Origin of the sequence: Photobacterium leiognathi (genome assembly GCF_030685535.1) — a bacterium.
Lineage (GTDB): Bacteria > Pseudomonadota > Gammaproteobacteria > Enterobacterales > Vibrionaceae > Photobacterium > Photobacterium leiognathi.
The window spans coordinates 1,088,909-1,108,087 of sequence record NZ_CP131601.1 but is presented as its reverse complement, the minus strand read 5'-3'; the positions used below and the strand labels follow the sequence as shown (position 1 = coordinate 1,108,087).

General features: G+C 42.1%; 16 protein-coding genes and 2 tRNA genes. 10 read left to right on the top strand and 8 right to left on the bottom strand.

Features of this window, described 5'->3' with window-relative positions:
- Positions 1-3 precede the first annotated feature (3 nt).
- From Q7674_RS12355 to Q7674_RS12335, 5 genes are all read left to right on the top strand, one after another.
- The gene (locus Q7674_RS12355; protein ID WP_045063929.1) at positions 4-2,184 is read left to right on the top strand and encodes a type I secretion system permease/ATPase; all 2,181 of its coding nucleotides are present in this window, start codon (positions 4-6) and stop codon (positions 2,182-2,184) included.
- Positions 2,174-3,493: an HlyD family type I secretion periplasmic adaptor subunit gene (locus Q7674_RS12350; RefSeq protein WP_045063931.1), complete on the top strand. Its 1,320-nt coding sequence runs from the start codon at positions 2,174-2,176 to the stop codon at positions 3,491-3,493. The genes Q7674_RS12355 and Q7674_RS12350 overlap by 11 nt, the downstream gene beginning before the upstream one ends.
- Positions 3,494-3,561: 68 nt before the next feature.
- On the top strand, positions 3,562-4,872 hold the full coding sequence (locus Q7674_RS12345) for a TolC family outer membrane protein (RefSeq protein WP_045063932.1): 1,311 nt from the start codon (positions 3,562-3,564) through the stop codon (positions 4,870-4,872).
- A 2-nt stretch (positions 4,873-4,874) separates the two neighbouring features.
- Complete coding sequence (locus Q7674_RS12340; protein WP_008986636.1) at positions 4,875-5,483, top strand: OmpA family protein; 609 nt, start codon at positions 4,875-4,877, stop codon at positions 5,481-5,483.
- Positions 5,484-5,493: 10 nt separating this feature from the next.
- Positions 5,494-6,420 (top strand): PstS family phosphate ABC transporter substrate-binding protein, encoded by a 927-nt coding sequence (locus Q7674_RS12335; RefSeq protein WP_045063934.1) that lies wholly within the window; start codon positions 5,494-5,496, stop codon positions 6,418-6,420.
- 108 nt (positions 6,421-6,528) lie between these two features.
- Here Q7674_RS12335 and Q7674_RS12330 read toward each other — a convergent pair whose 3' ends face one another.
- From Q7674_RS12330 to Q7674_RS12315, 4 genes are all read right to left on the bottom strand, one after another.
- Positions 6,529-6,972, bottom strand: coding sequence for an L-alanine exporter AlaE (locus tag Q7674_RS12330; RefSeq protein WP_045063935.1), 444 nt, complete (start codon positions 6,970-6,972; stop codon positions 6,529-6,531).
- Between the two features lie 353 nt (positions 6,973-7,325).
- Entirely contained in the window at positions 7,326-8,537 is a 1,212-nt protein-coding gene (locus tag Q7674_RS12325) for an L-lactate MFS transporter (RefSeq protein ID WP_045063937.1), read from the bottom strand.
- A gap of 181 nt (positions 8,538-8,718) precedes the next feature.
- A complete protein-coding gene (locus tag Q7674_RS12320; protein ID WP_045063939.1) occupies positions 8,719-9,453 on the bottom strand; it encodes a LytR/AlgR family response regulator transcription factor in 735 nt (244 codons plus the stop codon).
- A gap of 10 nt (positions 9,454-9,463) precedes the next feature.
- Positions 9,464-11,089: a sensor histidine kinase gene (locus tag Q7674_RS12315; RefSeq protein ID WP_045063986.1), complete on the bottom strand. Its 1,626-nt coding sequence runs from the start codon at positions 11,087-11,089 to the stop codon at positions 9,464-9,466.
- 247 nt (positions 11,090-11,336) lie between these two features.
- Between Q7674_RS12315 and Q7674_RS12310 the strand changes: the two genes are divergently transcribed.
- From Q7674_RS12310 to Q7674_RS12295, 4 genes are all read left to right on the top strand, one after another.
- Positions 11,337-13,019 (top strand): ABC transporter permease, encoded by a 1,683-nt coding sequence (locus tag Q7674_RS12310; protein ID WP_045063941.1) that lies wholly within the window; start codon positions 11,337-11,339, stop codon positions 13,017-13,019.
- Entirely contained in the window at positions 13,000-13,647 is a 648-nt protein-coding gene (locus tag Q7674_RS12305; RefSeq protein ID WP_045063943.1) for an ATP-binding cassette domain-containing protein, read from the top strand. Before Q7674_RS12310 ends, Q7674_RS12305 begins: the two co-directional genes overlap by 20 nt.
- Positions 13,640-14,245, top strand: coding sequence for a CDP-alcohol phosphatidyltransferase family protein (locus Q7674_RS12300; RefSeq protein ID WP_045063944.1), 606 nt, complete (start codon positions 13,640-13,642; stop codon positions 14,243-14,245). The genes Q7674_RS12305 and Q7674_RS12300 overlap by 8 nt, the downstream gene beginning before the upstream one ends.
- A gap of 375 nt (positions 14,246-14,620) precedes the next feature.
- Positions 14,621-15,748, top strand: a complete 1,128-nt coding sequence (locus Q7674_RS12295) for a hypothetical protein (RefSeq protein ID WP_045063946.1) — start codon at positions 14,621-14,623, stop codon at positions 15,746-15,748.
- A 328-nt stretch (positions 15,749-16,076) separates the two neighbouring features.
- Here the strand turns inward: Q7674_RS12295 and Q7674_RS12290 are convergent.
- Both Q7674_RS12290 and Q7674_RS12285 read right to left on the bottom strand, forming a co-directional pair.
- A tRNA-Ser gene (locus Q7674_RS12290) sits at positions 16,077-16,167 on the bottom strand.
- A 29-nt stretch (positions 16,168-16,196) separates the two neighbouring features.
- Positions 16,197-16,284 (bottom strand) — tRNA-Ser (locus Q7674_RS12285).
- 258 nt (positions 16,285-16,542) lie between these two features.
- On the opposite strand from Q7674_RS12285, the gene Q7674_RS12280 reads away from it, so the two are divergent.
- Positions 16,543-17,115, top strand: coding sequence for a UPF0149 family protein (locus Q7674_RS12280; protein ID WP_045063947.1), 573 nt, complete (start codon positions 16,543-16,545; stop codon positions 17,113-17,115).
- 108 nt (positions 17,116-17,223) lie between these two features.
- Here Q7674_RS12280 and nadA read toward each other — a convergent pair whose 3' ends face one another.
- Both nadA and ybgF read right to left on the bottom strand, forming a co-directional pair.
- Positions 17,224-18,285 carry a quinolinate synthase NadA gene (gene nadA / locus Q7674_RS12275; RefSeq protein WP_045063949.1) on the bottom strand — a complete coding sequence of 354 codons (1,062 nt, stop codon included), beginning with the start codon at positions 18,283-18,285 and terminating at the stop codon, positions 17,224-17,226.
- Between the two features lie 166 nt (positions 18,286-18,451).
- On the bottom strand, positions 18,452-19,174 hold the full coding sequence (gene ybgF / locus Q7674_RS12270) for a tol-pal system protein YbgF (RefSeq protein WP_045063951.1): 723 nt from the start codon (positions 19,172-19,174) through the stop codon (positions 18,452-18,454).
- Positions 19,175-19,179 lie beyond the last annotated feature (5 nt).

Below are 19,179 nucleotides of genomic sequence, written 5' to 3'. Positions count from 1 at the left end.
GGTATGAGTAGTAAAAATCCGCCGTTAGATAATGACATCTGGCTCGCCTCTATTTTGTGGCTATGCCAGCATTACAGTATTCGTTGTCATCGTCTGAAAGTCACCACAGGCTTACCCTTAGTACAGGGTAAACTTGACGATTCTCTGTTTGAACGTGCAGCCAACCAAGCTCAGTTGGACGTTGGTTTGCACCCGAAAAATAAGCTAACTACTGCAAGCTTACCTGCCGTTGGTATTACCGAGACTGGCACGCCAATCATTATTAGTGAATGCACTGATGGTGTCTTTAAAACGATCCAGTTTCAAACCAATGATGAGCATGCCCCAACGCCTATTGTCTCGCAGCAATCAGGTGATGAATTAACACATCTGCTCAGCGATGATGTATGGCAAGTCTCACCAATGCAAATGGCTGATCCTCGAGTAGATGACATCAAACCAAAACCGAAAAAACACTGGTTGCGTGCAGCGATTTCAGAGGTAAAACCTTGGTATCGTGATCTACTGATTGCCTCTATTTTTATCAACCTACTCGCTCTGGTTGTGCCGTTATTTACCATGAACGTCTACGATCGCGTGGTGCCAAATCAAGCTTTTAATACCTTATGGGTGTTAGCGGCTGGGGTATCAATTGCGTTGATATTTGATTGGTTATTACGCGAAGCGAGAAGTGCTATCACTGACATGGCTGGGCATCATATTGATACCAAACTATCGGCCATTTTGATGCAAAAAGTATTGGGGATGAAACTAGAACATCGTCCCCAATCAGCCGCTGCATTTGCGCGTCAAATTCAAGATTTCGACAGTGTGCGAGAGTTTTTCACGTCAGTCACTTTAGTTACCTTGGTGGATTTACCCTTCACCCTATTCTTCCTTGCATTAATCGGCTGGTTAGGCGGCCCTATGATGTTTGTTCCTATTGCAGTGATGATTGTATTACTGCTTATCAGCACGATTATGAAAGGCAAGATCGGTCAAACCTTAGATGAGTCCGCTCGCTTATCGACCCAGAAACAAACCCAATTATTAGATAGCTTATATAACCTTTCAGATATCAAACAAAACAATGCAGAAGGCATAATCCAACGTCGTTGGGAGCAAACGGTTTCTGCACTGTCGGATTGGCACATTAAGTCCCGTAAATACACCAACGTTGTGTCTCATTCAGTGATGAGTAGTCAGCAGATCGTCACCATTTGTTTGATTATCATAGGTGTTTACCGCATTTCTGAAGGCTTACTCAGTATGGGTGGCTTAATTGCTATTGTGATGCTGAGTGGTCGTGCCGCGAGTTCAATCAATCAATTATCCATGTTAATGCTGCGCTATCAGCAAAGCCGTTCAGCAATCACAGGGCTTGATCAAGTGATGGCATTACCGCAAGAAAGCAATGAACATCAGGTGATGGATCGTGGTGAATTTAACGGTAACGTACAGCTAGATGATGCGAACTTCGCTTATCCTGAACAACAGTTTAATGCTCTTAGCAATATCAAATTAGCCATTCGCCAAGGCGAGCGAGTGGGTATTATTGGTGCAGCAGGTTCAGGTAAATCGACCCTATTAGCTCTACTTTCTTACCAATATCGTCCAAGTTCAGGACAATTGTATTTCGAAGGTATTGATGCCCAGTTATGGCCGCCTGCCGCACTTCGTAACAATATCGGTTGGGTTGGACAGCAACCTGCGCTTATCTACGGCACCATTTATGAAAACATCTTATTTGGCTGTGATGACGTCGATGAAAAACGCCTGAGTCATGCCATTACCACCTCTGGCCTAAACGGCTTTATGGATCGCCTTGCTAACGGCTTAGAAACCCAAGTCGGTGAAAATGGACGTAACTTATCTGGTGGTCAGCGCCAAGCGGTTGCACTGGCTCGCGCTTTATACCGTGCTCCAAGTCTATTGCTCATGGATGAACCAACGAGCGCTTTAGATCAACAAGCAGAAGAGCGTTTCCGTCAGGCATTACATCGCCTACCGCGTGATATCACCATGGTGATCAGTTCTCACCGTCAATCTATTTTGACGCAATGTGATCGTATTATCGTGTTAGAACGTGGGCAAATTGTCGCGGATGGTGATGCGAAATCTATTCTCGCCAAACAGAAGCCACAACGTCCAGTTAGTCGTGTTCGCTCTGTCAGCATTGTTCAGGGAGGCGGTAATGAGCAGTAATTTAAAATGGGCTAACCAAAAACACGCCTATCGCTCTCGTAAGATAATTTGGCTTTGCTCGCTATTGGTTATCGCGATTATTACGTGGGCTGCTTATTCCAAATTAGAAGAGGTAGTGGTTGGTGACGGTAAGGTTGTACCAACTCAGGCTATTCAAAAAATCCAGAGCTTAGAAGGCGGCATTATCGAGCAAGTCTTGGTAAGTCCCGGTGAACAAGTCAAACAAGGTCAAACCCTACTTATTTTGGATGATACTCGTTTCCGCACTGCCTTTCAGGAATCTGATGAGCATTTCCGTACGCTACAAGCGCAAATCAAACGTCTGAAAGCCGAATTAGAGACGGTTAAAGTCAATACCAGAGAAAAAGACTGGAAGAAGCAAATCACCATTAACCATCAAGCTCTCGACTTTGATGATTTAAGTAAGCGTGCACAAATTAATGCCAAAGCCAACTACAACGAGCGTATTAGCCAAATTGAGTCACAGCTTGAAGAAGCGCAACTCACCATTGAGCAACAAACCGAAGCACTACGTGATGCAAAAAGTAATACCGCGACCCTTAACAGTAGCCTTCGCTTAGTGAACAAAGAAGCAAGAATGCTCGAAGGTGCGGTAAAACGTGGGGCCGTTGCAGAAGTTGAATTGATCCAAACACGCCGCGATCAAGTCAAAATACGCGGTGAAATTGCCAGCTCAAAAGTCGCTCAACAAAAAGCATCAGCAGCCTTACGTGAAGCCATTGTGATGCGTCGTAACCTTGCGTTGGAATTTAGAACGTCTGTACAAGCACAACTTAATGAAGCAACCAACCAATTTGCCCAGTTAGAAGATAGCCAAGAAGGATTAGCCGATCAGCTAAAACGTACCGAAATCACCGCCCCTATGGATGGCACGATCAAAGATATCTTGGTGCGCTCATTAGGCGGTGTCGTCAAACCCGGTGAACCCATCATGGAACTGGTACCGAATGACAGCAAATTAATCGTTGAAGCGCGAATTTCACCACAGGATATTGCTTTTGTGAGCAAGGGCTTAGAAGCAACAATTAAATTTACTGCTTACGATTTTGTTGTCTACGGTGGACGTAAAGGAACGGTGACCTATGTCAGTGCTGATGCGCTGCAAACGGAAGATGGTACTGCCTATTACCGTGCTCATATCCAACTCCATGATGATCCTGACACTCGTCTTCAAGTTATTCCCGGCATGCAAGCCATGGTGGATATCTTAACAGGCGAAAAAACCGTTTTAAGCTACTGGTTAAAACCGCTGTTACGCGCCAAAGCCAGTGCATTAAGAGAACCTTAAATAATTTATAACAAACAGATTTTTGCCAATGAATACGGCATACAGAACTAAAAGATAAAGGAAAAGGAATGCGTTTATCATCTTTAATAGCGGCTGCGCTATTTTCATCTAGTGCTGCACATGCGCTCTCTTTAGAAGAGTCCGTTGCTTCAGCCATTGATTACAGCCCACAAATTGCTGGGCAGTATGCTCGTTTTCAATCTGTACTACGTGAAGTCGATGGTGCACAAGCGGATTACTTACCCCAAGTAAATCTTTATGCTGCGGCAGGTTATGAAGAAACCCGTTATAACAGCGGCAATAAAATCCCCAAAGATGATCGTGGTATGAACCGTACTGAAATTGGTTTAAAAGCCTCACAGTTGATCTTTGATGGCTTCAAAACCTCAGCCAATACCGATCGCCTAACCTATGAAGCAGAATCTGAGCGCTTAACTTTATTATCTGATGCCGAAGATATCTCATTAGATACCACACGTTTATACCTTGAAGTACTAAAAGCAAAAACCATTCATGAGTTAACCCAACGCAACGTCCGTGAACATGAAGCGATCTATCAAGATATTCTCGATAAAAACTCAAAAGGCTTAAGCAGTAACTCTGACTTAGCGCAAATTGCAGCCCGTGTTGCAACGGCTCAATCGTCACTGATTGCCGCTGAAAATAACCTTTACGATCTCGATGCACAATTCATGCGCTTAGTGGGTAAGCCTGCTTCAGGTTTAGTCGACCCTGTGGTAGATACTGCCCTACTACCTAACAGCAAAGAAGTTGCTATTAAACAAGGCATTGAGCAGCACCCTGAAATTCAAGCAGCCATCGCGGATATTAAAGCGGCACGTGAAGAAATCCGTCGTGAAAAAGGCAACTACTTCCCTGAATTTAAGCTAGAAGTACACGCAAATGCCAACGATAACGTGGGTAATACGCTTGGTCCTGATCAAGATGCCCGTGTCATGCTAACTATGAATTACGACATCTATAACGGCGGAAAAACCAATGCAGATACGGAAGCTTCTGCATGGCGTCATGAAGAAGCACGTACTATTCGTTTACGTGCAGAGCGTGAAGTGGTTGAAGGTACGACACTTGCCTGGAATGCCTACAACATGCTGGAACAACAAAAGAAACTATTAAAGCAAAACGTTGATGCCGCCAAAGCCGCTGAAATGGGATACGAAGAACAATTTCGTTTAGGTCGCCGTAGCCTACTTGATGTACTGGATGCCAAAGTCGAAGTATTTCTTGCCCGTAAAAACTACATCAATACTGAATATGATCACACCTTAGCGGCATATCGCATTCTGAATGCGATGGGTAAATTAACCTACGCGTTACGTGTTGAATACCCAGAACAATGGCAAGCGAAGGAGCAATAATCATGACTAAATCACTACTTTCTCTTATTTTATTGCCTTTGCTTTTAGCTGGCTGTGCACAAATGCCAGATACCCAAGTTACTCGTCATCAAATTGATGATCTTCGTGATCATGATAAAGATGGCGTGATCAACCAACGAGATATGTGTGCCGATACGCCAACAGGTACAAAAGTAGATATTACAGGCTGCGCACCATGGGAAGTGAAACCGAAATACGATATTCAAACGGTTTACTTTAACTATGACGATGCCCATATTCGCTTAGATCAAAACGAAACTTACACCTTATTGTTTAATCTGTTAGAGCAAAAACCACAGGCAAAAGTGATCCTTGTTGGTGATACTAGTCCAGAAGGTACGGATCAATACAACAAAGCATTAGCGCAACGCCGTACAGGGGTGATTAAAGACGCCCTGATTGAAAATGGCATTGCCCCAGAGCGTATTTCAGAGCAAGAGTTCACACAGGTAACAGAGCTAACTAAGCACCTTAAAAAGCGTGAGCGACGCACCATTGCAGTGATCACTAGCAATCAAATGGAGCCAGTCAAGAAATGGACGATTTACAGCTCTGAGCAATCGGCACAACACGCATCAACGGCACAGTGAGGGAATACTCGTGAATAAATCAACTTTTACTTACATGCTACCACTGGCGTTGTTTGCAGCTTCTGCTTATGCCGATAGTCATAAAACCATTGCGGTAGAAAATGAGCTAAACACCGTGGTTAATGAACTGCTTTCAACCGCAACACTGAACAATCAATTGTTGACTGAACAAAGCAATGATATTCAAAAAGTGATGATTGAAGACGGCGTAAAAATTGGTATTAGCTCTCGCCGTTGGTTAGATAGCGAAGTCGCGGTTTTTAAAGATAAATACGGTTATAAACCAACCGAGCTGTACTTTACGTCCGATGCGGTAGCGATTTTAGTCAATGAAGATAATCCAATAAAGTCGATTTCAATCAATGCACTGGCTGATATTTTTGGCTGTAAATCATCATTAGAACCAGTTCAGTGGCAAAGTGTTAATCCAATCCTTGCCAATCATTCTGAGCTAACTCAAGTGCAAGCTTATTCGGTAAATGGTGATTTATCAGCACACCGTAATTTCACCAAGATGATCACCTGCTACGACGGTCAAAAAACAGCGACAAAATCGCTAAGCAACCGTGATGACTTAATCGATACCATTGAATCAAAAGAAAATGCTATTGGTTACACGGTATATCAAAGCCAAGATAAAGATATTAAACGCATTGATATTATTGATAAAAACGGTGAAAGCTTCGGTTTAGATCATGAAACAATTTTATCTGGCCGTTACCCGCTTGCTAATGTCTACTACATGTATCTAAATCTTGAGCCTACCAATAGCTCACTATCGTCACAGCAAACCGATTTTGTAAATTACGTGATGACACCAGAAGCTCAGCAGACATTGATCAAAAATGGTTTTATTGGCTTACCATCAGCGGCAATTGAACGTAATAAAGTAGTATTAAAACAACAGCAACCTGAAATCCAAGGTGGCTATAAGTAATCGTAACTTAGTAAGGTTTTAAAGCTTAAAAGTTATAAACCTAAAAACAACAGGGGCGTAAAGGTTAACCTTTACGCCCCTGCTTTTTATTCTGTTAACTATTTTCAGTTATGCCGCATTCGGTACACGGAACATACGACGACACATTTCTAAAAACTGCCCATACACCACACCTAAAGCACCTGATACCAAAATATTACTGGTAACAGCTGTTACGATTTGATCAACGTTTGCGCCAACGACAAACAAGATCCCCGCATATACAGGCGATTGGAATAGTACATACGCCACCATATCTGATACTCCTTTCATCCAACGCTTCGATGAAATGCGCGTACCTTGGTGGATCATAAAGTCACGAAACACACCATAAGGCCAAGCTATCGCGATATTGATCGGAATAGATAAGGTTCGTGATGCTAATGATTGCTCAAACGACATGCCTGAAATAAAAATCTCAATCATCATGCCAGCAGCAAAACTAAATACCACCATTGCAAAGGTGTCTGCAGCGGCACTTCTATACTTTAAAGGCAACTTAATCACTGACATAGCAAGATCTCACAAAATAATACGCTAACAATAACTCTGTATAGAGTGACCCTCACTGCCTTTAAATTTTTAAGCAGTTTATTTGCGTATTAAATCAGAGTTTAACCAAAATAAGACACTATATTTGAAACAAGTTTTCATTCTAGTAACTAATTTTCACAAGTAAAATAGTGTTTTTAACTACCTTTATTCAAACCAGCCAGTGTAATCATTTATTGATACCAGTATTGAACCATACTGTTTATTTCGCTCTATGCAGATAGTAAAAATCCGAACACTTATCATGCATAAGCGCTCGGATTTAAAGGTATTCCACAAAAGAATAAATTACTTATTGCTTAGTTACTGGCAACTTAGTTATTCGCCACTAGCTGGGCATCACTTTCACCGTTCGGTAATTTAATCGTTAGTGCAATCACTAAAGACACAACCAAAAGTGCGAACATCAAATAAAACGTAGCAATGAAGCCGCCAAACACTGACGCTACGATAGAGCCAATAAAACTACCAATACCAAAGCCTAAGTAAATCACACCGTAGTTTTTAGTTAGGTTATTTAAACCAAAGAAGTCACTGACTAATGATGGGAACACAGTGATCGTGCCACCAAAGCTAAATGCAATACACGCTACCGCAAAATAGAACACCATCATATTTAAGTGAGCAAACAGTAGTGCACAAACACCCAGTAGACATACCGCTAGTGCAATCGCAATTACATTAGTACGTGCCATTTTGTCTGATAACACCCCAAGTACTAAACGACCGCCAAGGTTAGCCACCGCAATAATCGCCACAGCAGAAGCGGCAACTTCAACAGATAAATGCACGTATGATTGACCAATATCTTTCGCTACACCGATAACGTATAAACCACTCATACATACAGTTAAGAACACGAGTGCCAGCATCCAAAATTGTGGGCATTTCATTGATTCAGCTAATGAGTAATCACGTACCCCTTCGGCTGCTTCAACCGCTGAGATCTCTTGTTTTGGTGCATCTTTCATCATCAAACCACCGATGATCACCATTACCATCGCAATCACGCCCCAAACATCGAACGTTGATTCCAAGCCATTGTGCTCAAGCAGATACATGTTGATGAATTTAAAACCTAAACTACCTAACCCGTAAGCACCAATAGCACAAGCCGAAATTAAGCCTTTACGCTCAGGGAACCACTTCACACAGTTAGATAGGGTCATTAAATAGCCCGTACCATCGGCAAAGCCAATTAAGAAGCCAGCAAACACATATAGCAGAATAAGGTTCGTAGCGTGGGCTGTTAGTAATAAACTCGCCCCAAGTAAGATGCCTGCACCAATGGTGACTTTACGCACACTAAAACGCTCTTGCATTTTACCCGCCATGGAAGAAGCAACAGCAAGTGCCAAACTCAAGATACCGAATGAAAATGCTACGCGGCTAACAGGCTCTGATAGCTTGTCAGCAAGTTGGGCATTGAACAAACTCCATGTGTAAACCGAACCTAATGCAAATTGGGTAATAATGGTGCCAATTAAGGTTAGAACACGTGTTCTATTCGCGATGTGAGTGCTCATCGTCGTACTCTCCAAGGGGACTTATAACGCTGGCGATAACCTAATGAATTACCGCTTCCTGCCCCCAACATACGACGATGAATGAAGATAACAATAGGATGGAAAAACTATAAAATGAGCTGCCTGCTCAGTGGAATTAAATGCAATATATCCGCATGAAATGCATTTTGTCGCTTTGCTATTACAGCTTCATACGTTCTCGGAACAACTTAATATTGCTACGACTGACTGGCACCTGTTGATCATGATGCTGCAACTTCAACAGGTAGGTACTGTTAACCCAAGGGATGATTTCCTGCACCCGTGCCACATTAATACAATAAGAACGATGACAACGAAAAAATTCAGATTCTGGCAATTTCGCCACCAGCTCACTAATCGTCATCGGCGCAATAAAACAGCCATCAGCGGTATACACCTTAGTGATTTTTTCACTGGCTTCGGCATAATCAATATCCTCAATCGGGGTGATCACAATCCGGTTATCTTTCATCAAATTTACCGTTTGATGGCGTACTTGCGCTGATGCTTGTTGCTCTTGCTGATATATCGCTTGATGCTGTTGTTCTAATTTCGCTAACAGCCCTTTCACTCGCGCTTCGCTGATCGGCTTGAGTAGATAATCAAATGCCTCTAATTCAAACGCATCAACTGCATAATCTTTATAAGCGGTGGTGAACACAATGTGCGGCTTGTACTTAAACTGCGAAATATTACGCGCCAGCAACATGCCATCAATCGACGGAATATTAATATCGAGGAAAACAATATCGACTTGGTTGGTTTGCAAAAACTTAAAGGCTTCTAATCCATCTTCAAAAGCAGCTTCAATCTGAATGTGACTATGGGTTTGAATTAAATATGTTAACTCTTCACGCGCTAAATATTCATCTTCAACAATCAGTGCTTTTAGCATGGCATAACCTTTATTTTACGTAGAACAACATTTCAGTGCCTTTCTCAAGGCGACGAATATGCAAGCCTTCACCATAAAGTAGCAATAAACGCTGATGGACGTTATTTAGACCAATACGATGGGAATCCACATTACCGTTGTACAGCTTATCGATAACTTTTTGCGAAATACCAACACCAGTGTCTTGGATCATGATGGCAATTTTCTCACCGACAGTTTTCACAGAAATCGTCACTGTTCCCGGCTCTCGGGATGGCTGAATACCATGCAAAATCGCATTTTCCACTAACGGTTGGATCAGCAAACAAGGAATATGAGGATGAACATCTTCAATATCAAAAATAACGTCGAGTTTATTACCAAAGCGGGCTTGCTCAATGGCGACATAATCGCGCACTTGCTGCAGCTCTTCTTGGATATCGATCAATTCAACGTCACGTTCTAGGTTATATCGCAGAAAATCGGCTAAATTCGCAATCAGCTCTCTTGCATGATCGGGACGAATACGAATTAAGGTCGAAATTGCATTCAATGCATTAAATAAAAAGTGCGGATTGATTTTACTTTGTAGCGCTGAAAACTCAGCTTTGCTTGCCATCGCTTTTAGCTGCTCAATTCGCGACACTTCCATTTGAGTCGAGATAATTTGCGATAAACCAATCGCCATTTCACGTAGCGATAAACGGATTTGATCAGGGCGACAATAAAAGATCTTCAATGTGCCACTCACCTCGCCATTTTCCCACAATGGAATGATCAACAAGGATCGAAACTCATGCACATTTAAATTATTACTGATGATCTGCTTACCCGTTGTTACCGCTTGGCGCGTCATGCCACTGATCTGATGGTGAGCATCAAGAAAGTTCTCTTCACCGCTGCCGACATAAGCCCGCACATCGATAGTATCGGTAATGGCGACCGCATCTGCCTGAGTGTGTTCACGAATAATATTACATACCTTTTGTAGCGACTCTCGGCTATTGATCCGAAAATACGGCAGGGTTTTATTGGCAATATCTAACGCCAGTTTCGCTTGCCGTGCTGCGACAATGTCTTTTTCTTCATCCAGTCCTTGCACCAGTTTGATGATCAAGCCAATACAGACGGTTCCCATGATCATTGGAAAGCTAATGTGCGAGACAATGTTATACGCCAGCGCTTTATCTTCCGACAGCGTCACAATCAGCACCATGGTTAAGATCTCACACACCATGCCAGCCAAAATACCTAATTGGGCATAATTTTTTTTCTGGCAAGACACGTGGATCCATGTCGCCAATAAACCAGCAAAAATACTAGTTAGCAGACACGCTACCGATGTCGGGCCATGAATATCAATTAAATAACGGTGAATACCAGCAATGATCCCAGCAGGAATCCCCACCCAAGGGCCAAATAATATGCCGCCGGATACCACTGCTATAATGCGAACATTAACTAGCGAGCCATCGACTTTGACCCCTGTGTAAGTGCTTAAAACCGCAAAAAGGATAAACAAAAGAGAGATCATTGCGGTTTCTGCTGGTCGACGATGCTGCTTTTTAACAATCGACTGAAAGTGCTGAGTTTGGGTTAATAAAAACAGTGCCATTAATAACAATGCGGCACGCTCAAATACCGCTAACAGCATCATGAATTGATCGCTATACACGTGAATATCCAATGTAAAAGGAAAGAATCGCTATTGTACGTAAGTTCTTACTTTCCTCGGCAAATGAAAGAAAAGATTGCATTTATAGGTCTTTATTGTCAGAGCCGAATATTAATTAGCTGAATTATTAAAATCTCATTGATTATTAAGTAATAATAATTACTATCAAGCTCCCTATTATCACAGCTCTGCACCTGTGGCGTTCACTCCCTAACCATGAGAACACGGTATGTTACCTGCGCTTTACATATTCCTGATTGCAGTATGTATTTTGCCAACCCTACCTGGGCTGATAGGCGTTATCATGGCTGCATTAGGCTATATGCCAGCACTAGGGTTACATCACTTTTCAATGCAGGGTTTTGCGCAAGTCTTCCAGTGGCAAGGGATTGGACATAGCCTTGGATTAACTTTTTTCATCACCCTATTAAGCACTTATTTCGCCTGTTTTTTTACTTTTGCGATTTTACAAAGCAGTTGGGGAGCCCGATGGTGGCGACGTATTGAAGCAGCCCTAAACCCACTATTAGCCATTCCCCATGTGGCTTTTGCGATTGGGTTTGCGTTTCTATTTGCTCCGACAGGCATGGGGATACGTGCGTTATATGCCCTTATCGACCCGACATTCGATGCCACCAGCAATACACCATTACTCATTCAAGATCCCTACGGACTTGGGCTTATTTTAGTATTAGCACTCAAAGAGACCCCATTTTTACTGCTAATGAGTATATCGGTACTCAAGCAACTTAATGTGCAGCAAACAGAGCAAGTGGCAGCCTCATTAGGCTATAACCGTGCCCAAACATGGTTAAAATGCGTGTTTCCGCAATGGTTATCGAAGCTACGCTTTGCCATTTTTGCCGTCATTGCTTATGGCGTATCGGTGGTTGATGTTGCTCAAATTGTTGGCCCAACCAATCCACCGACATTTGCAGTTTTAGTGTGGCAATGGTTTAGCGATCCCGATCTTCAACTTATGCCTCGCGCCGCAGCAGGGGCAATCATACTGTTTGCATTAGGTTCACTATTATTAGCCGCAGCCTTCTGTATTGAATGGTTACTCACCAAAGGCATCAATCAATGGCTTTGGTCTGGTCGAAAAGCATTTCGCTTACCGGGAAAATCAATATTTGTCCTATTGGTTAGCTTAACTGCCCTCATCATTCCATTACTGAGTATATGGAGTGTTGCGCTGCGCTGGCGTTTTCCTGATCTTCTTCCGAGTCGTTATAGCGAACGTTTTTGGCAACAGGAATGGAGCAACATTCTCAGCACAATCAATGTCAGCGTGGTGATTGCGTTGATCAGTGCCTCGATAGCACTTGTTTTTGCCATTGTTGCCCATGAATACCGCATCAAACATACATGGCATATTCCCAATTACATTATTGCCATCCCGATGTTAGTGCCCCAGCTATCTCTGCTATTTGGTTTGCAGGTACTTACTTTATATACCAACATTCACCACTACGGTGTTTGGGTAACCTGGGCGCACTTGTTCTTTGTGTTCCCTTATGTGTATTTGGCTCTTGATGGGGTTTATCGCAGTTACGATCAACGATTAACTCAAATCGGACTCAGCTTAGGTAAAAGTCCGCTCCATGTTTGGTTAAAAATCAAATTACCGCAAATTGCTAGTGCCTTATTATTTGCATGGGTAATCGGCATTAGCGTGAGCCTTGCACAATACCTACCGACATTAATGCTCGGCGCAGGACGTATCAGCACATTAACAACCGAAGCTGTAGCACTGGCTAGTGGCTCAGATAGGCGTATCACGGCGATTTACGCCTTATGCCAAGCTTTGATCCCATTATGTTTCTTTATATTTGCTCACGTAATAAATAATAAAAACGCCTCAACGACAGGAAAAGTAAGGTCTACCAATAATGAGCTTTCATATCAGTAACGTCACGATCACTCAGCCCAACGGTGACATATTACTTGCGTCATTTAGCTTACATATCGCTAAAGGGGAAATCGTGACCTTAATGGGGCCTAGTGGCTGTGGGAAATCCACACTACTCAACTACTTAGCAGGTCATTTGAACCCAGAATTTACAGCCAAAGGAGCATTGACGTTAAATAACCAAGCGATAACCGAAGTGCCTGCTCACTTACGCAATATCGGGGTGTTATTTCAAGATGATTTATTATTTCCCCATTTAACCGTGTGGGAAAACCTAGCCTTTGCTCTGCCAAATAACATCAAAGGCAATGAGCGAAAACACCAAGCACTCACAGCGTTAGCACAATTAGAACTTTCTGAGTTAGCAAACGCTTACCCTCATCAAATATCTGGCGGTCAAAGAGCGAGAATAAGCCTAACTCGCCTGCTGATGGCAAAACCGCAACTAATTTTATTGGATGAACCATTCAGTAAGCTCGACAGCGCATTGCGCCTACAATTTCGTGATTGGGTATTTCAGCAAATTCAACAAGCGAGTATTCCGACACTCATGGTTACCCACGATAAACAAGATATTCCAAACGATAGCCAGGTAGTCCAATGGCAACAGGAGCCACCACATGCTTGATCGCTTCTGCATTAAAATCTTAAAAACGCCGTTAGAAACAAGTGCGACTAAGCTGCATAACTGCGGTGTTTCAGCCAATCAAGTAACGCTATTTGGCTTTCTTATCGGTTGTTTAACCCTGCCCGCTTTAATTACCGAACATTATTTGCTGGCACTGTTTTTCATCTTATTCAATCGTCTTTGTGATGGTTTAGATGGCGCAGTCGCACGTATTGAAGGTATTACCGATGCTGGTGGCTTTTTAGATATCAGTTTGGATTTTCTGTTCTACTCGCTAGTACCATTTGGGTTTATTCTGGCAAACCCAGATCAGAACGCCATTGCAGGCGCATTACTGATATTTTCATTTATTGGTACAGGCAGTAGCTTTCTTGCCTTTGCGATCATGGCGAGTAAACAAGGTATCGAAAACCCTATTTATAAACATAAGTCATTGTATTACATGAGTGGATTAACCGAAGGGACAGAAACTATCGGCTGTTTTGTGCTGTTTTGCTTACTACCCCAGCACTTTGCAACCATCGCCTATATCTTTGCCGCGGCATGTTGGTTTACCACCTTCACGCGAATATACAGTGGCTTTAATACCTTACAATAAAGATATTTTGTGGTGTGGTACAACCTAACCTTGCACCACATTCCACGCGGTGAAGCATCCCTAGAAATGGATATGCACCGTAACAGCTTTAAGCTAGTGCCTAGAAACTTATATTGAGGATAGTATTTATCCAAACGTAAAAAACCGCTAATGAGAGTTAGCGGTTTTTTAATGTACCTAATAACCATTCATATCTTATTCGTGTTTTGGATTAGTTTTATTTCAAACCATTATTTGTAATTAACCAAACTTATTTCATACATTTATTACTTTCCACATTCCCAAAACACTTTGAAACAAAATAATGCAATCAAGCTCATGATGTTTATGAGTTAAATTGATTATGATCGTCGGGCATTAAGAGCATTATTTTGTATGAAAGTATTAATGCTTCTTAATAAGCTGTTAGCCGTCACCATTAGACTTAAAACTAGAGGAATAAAATTGAGTTCACCAATATTAGAAGCTCTTCCTGCATTACATGTAACTGTGATTGGTGTAGTAGCAGCTTTCTTTTCTGCTTTTGCTATTTACGCGTATCAAAAAGTGAACGATGCGAAAGAAAAGTTAGATGAAGCTCTAAAGCACAGTATGTCTGTTAGCACACCCAATTCAATGATGTTCAATGGTAACAATGTTTACTTGAATCAAGATGGAACTTTGAATTGGGACAATAGAGGTAAGGAGACGTTACGCAGAGCAACAATGCTATATTCATATTTAGATTACGAGGAAAAATATGGAGTGCCGCGAAACTCTTTCCAAAGAGAACCTAGCCCCGAAGAGGTGATTTCAGTATGCAATGAGCTTTTTTCTCTTTTCACAACAATATTCACAACCTACCCATTTTGGAATAATAATCTTGTTCACATTCAGGGACAAACTGATAGTGTTAACCAGTTGTGTTCAAAGGAATTTGATACAAAGCGTATTCAGGAAATGCAAAGGATCGTCGGGTATTTGAATTGGACTTGGAGTACAAGCAACCGTTCTCTTATTACGCTGGCAAGTCGTGGTATGGAATTTACTCGCCAACAGCAATTGAAGGAACAAAAAGAGATGTTTGAAAAGCAGGTGGTCAATATGCCTGAGCAAATGCCTAAAAGTGAGCAAGAGAGAATTTGGAAGCAATTTCATCAGCCTCATGTTGATAGAGTGACTGACTTTCAAGGTATCTTTGTTAGTTACTTTGAAAAATTGCATGTTGTTGAAAGGGATGTGATTCCGTTACTTTCTTCCTCTATTTCTAGCTTCAATACTTACAACGAAACTTTTAGAGTTAAAGAAACAACGCTCAAAGTTATTACCCTGATTATGTTTAATATGGTGTTTGGTGTCTTACTTCCCTTAGTGACTTTAAATTTACTGGTTGGCGTTAATTTAAAGTGGTCTAACTTTTGGTTTAGTTCGTTTGAGTACTTTGTTTTATTTTCAACAATGTTTCCGTATTTATGGGCATGTAAGTTCTTGTTTAACAAGGTTAAGAAGTTGAACTTTGCATAAACGGTTAACAAACAAGGATAGTTGTCGTGCAGCCGACAACTATCCATACTTTTTCTAATATCTACTCAAGAAAGTAGATCAGTTAATATAAGCAATTTCTGTCCAACTCCATGCCACAGAAGCTCGCTAGCAATTAAAATTTAAAACGTTAAAAATTAGCTAAATCTATATACTTCAAACGCAAAAAAGCCGCTAACTTTCGCTAGCGGCTTTCTTTAATATCGCGGAGTCGTTCTGGGTATTTGAGGATTTGAACCCTGCTTTTAAAATGTCAAATGACTCAAAGCAAAAAGGCTGCTGAGAATTAACTCAGCAGCCTTCTTTAATATGGCGGAGAGATAGGGATTTGAACCCTAGATACGCTATTAACGTATGCTGGTTTTCAAGACCGGTGCTTTCAACCACTCAGCCATCTCTCCTAAATTGTGATCTCTTATTAAATAAGAGATGGCGGTGAGGGAGGGATTCGAACCCTCGATACGTTGCCGTATACACACTTTCCAGGCGTGCTCCTTCAGCCACTCGGACACCTCACCACTTTTTGTTGATAGGCTATGCCTCTCAACGGACGGCTACTATATTGTGCTAAGGGTATAAGGTCAAGACAAAACTGAAATCCCTTTTTTAAGTGCTTACTTTTACAACAAAATTATCATCAATGTTAAAATATCTCTTACCCTGCTCTATATTGGCGCAATTAGCCTGTTACAATGGTTGGTATAACGTTATTACTCTTTCGTTGATCGTTAAATACGTCTAGTAATACCCTAACAATGATTAAATAGAGATAGTTTATGTCTTCACAACTTAACGTCATTTTGCAAGATCAACACCTTGCCGAACAGCTACTTAACGAATCTCAAACACGTGGTTTTGTCACTGCGATGGCTGCTGCGCCAAACATTATTGATCCAGCTGAATGGTTAGCATTTTTATGGGGCGGTGATGAAATCTCACCTTTTAGCACTCATGAAGAATTAGAAGCGTACGCTAACGCGATCATTGATATTTGGAATGAAGCGCGTAAAGCCCTATTTGAAAGCACGTGGAAATGGCCTGAAGGCTGTGCTCTTGATGATGGTCAGATTGTGACTCAAGAGACCAGCGACTTCTGTGAAGGTATGCTTCAAGGCTGGCAATTAGCACGTGATGATTGGGAAACCATTATGCCACCTGAAAGTGAAGACAATGCCCTACTTGGCGGCGTATTACTTTCAATCAGCTTATTGTTTGATCCTGAAACTGCATTAGAAGCATTAAGCGAGCAAGGTGCTGACGCACTGGCGCAGTTTGAAGAGATCTTCAATGCGATCCCAACGATGCTATGTGGCTTAACCCAACGTGGTGCTCAGCTAGTAGAAGCGTAAATATCACGCAGCTCTGCAAGCAAAAACAACAAAGGCGAACATGATGTTCGCCTTTTTAGTATCTGTTATCTTGCTGTTTGCTAGTGCTTAGCTAGAGATAAACGTTAATTACGCATTCCCTTTTACTTTCAATTGCAATTTAGCGGCAAAATCTAGCATACGATTTAATGGGATCAGTGATTTTTCACGTAGTGATTCATCAACAAAGATCTCATGTTGTTCACCACCTTCAGATAACCCGGTGTAAATCGCTTTTAAGCCATTCATTGCCATCCACGGACAATGTGCACAGCTTCGACATGTTGCGCCTGCACCTGCTGTTGGGGCTTCAACCAACTCTTTTTCAGGTACCATTTGCTGCATTTTGAAGAAGATGCCTTTATCAGTTGCCACAATCAGCTTTTCATTCGGCAGCTCTTTAGCAGCTTTAATTAACTGACTTGTAGAACCTACCGCATCCGCTAAAGCAACAACACTTGCTGGTGATTCTGGGTGAACCAAAATCGCTGCATCTGGGTAAAGGTGTTTCATGTCACGAAGTGCTTTAGCAGAGAACTCGTCATGAACGATACATTCGCCCTGCCATAACAGCATGTCTGCGCCTGTTTTCTTTTGAATATATGAGCCTAGGTGGCGATCTGGCCCCCAGATAATTTTCTTATCTTCACTATCTAGGTGCTCAACAATTTCAAGTGCAATACTGGATGTGACTACCCAATCAGCACGTGCTTTTACGGCTGCTGATGTATTGGCATACACCACAACGGTGTGATCTGGGTGAGCATCACAGAACTCACTAAAGGCATCAACAGGACAGCCTAAGTCTAGTGAACATTCAGCTTCTAAGGTTGGCATTAATACACGCTTTTCAGGTGTCAGGATTTTCGCTGACTCACCCATAAAGCGAACACCACAAATGATCAGGGTTGTTGCTGGGTGTTGGTTACCAAAACGTGCCATTTCAAGGGAATCACCAACGAATCCACCCGTTTCTTCTGCTAATGCTTGGATCTCTGGATCGGTGTAATAGTGCGCCACCAGCACTGCATCTTTTTCCTTTAGCAGTTGCTTAATTTGCTCAATATAATTTTGTTTTTCAGCATCAGTTAATGGCGCAGGTTTAGGTGGAAACGGGTAAACCATCTCCGATGGATCAAATGTAATACTCATTATTCACTTGCTCGTTAGCATTCCTTTTGTGTCCGAACATTATACGCTGGATTTCCTAAATTTCACCTTTAACCAACACAGCTTCGACCTAACGATAACAAAAAAGCCTAGGAACAAAGTGATACTTTGCTACCTAGGCTTTTGATTACATACTGAGTTAACAGGATTATTTCAGCTTAGCTAATGCTGTTTTTGCCTGTTGTGCCGATGTTGAGTTCGGGTACGATTTCACCACTTCTTGGTAATAGGTTTTCGCTGTTGCAACGTCATTACTACGCTCTGCAATCACACCAAGTTTCAATAATGCGTCGGCACGTTTGCTTGAATCTTTGGTGTCGGCAACCACTTTGAAGTTCGTTGCAGCATCCGCTAATTGGTTCTGAGCGAAGAACAACTGCCCTAGCCAGTAACTTGCATTTGGCTTGTATACTGAATCTGGGTATGTGGTTAAGAAGCTTTGGAACGCTTTGGTTGCGCCTTTGTAATCTTTATCTTTTAAGATCAGATTAACCGCTTTCTCGTACGCTGCGTTTTCACTAACGTTACTTGAATAAGCTTCAGTTGACGCTGGTTCTTTTTTCTCTTCTGCTGGCGCTGCTTTCTCAGGCTGACGGCTTAAGTTATCCACTTCACGGTAGATTTCACGTTGACGCTCAACGATCTTCTTAATGTCGTAGCTGTTACGCTCAACATTGCCACGTAGCTCATCAATATCAGAAGACATTTGCTCTAAGCGACGTTGCATCTGTAATTGTACTTGGCCTTGCGCTTCTAACATGCGCTCTAGGCTATCTAAATTCGCTGCCGATACAGGCGCGGCGACCACTTGGGTCGCCGCACTCATCAGCAACACTAATGCAAGTTTTCGCATTACTTTGTTACTGCTCATATTTT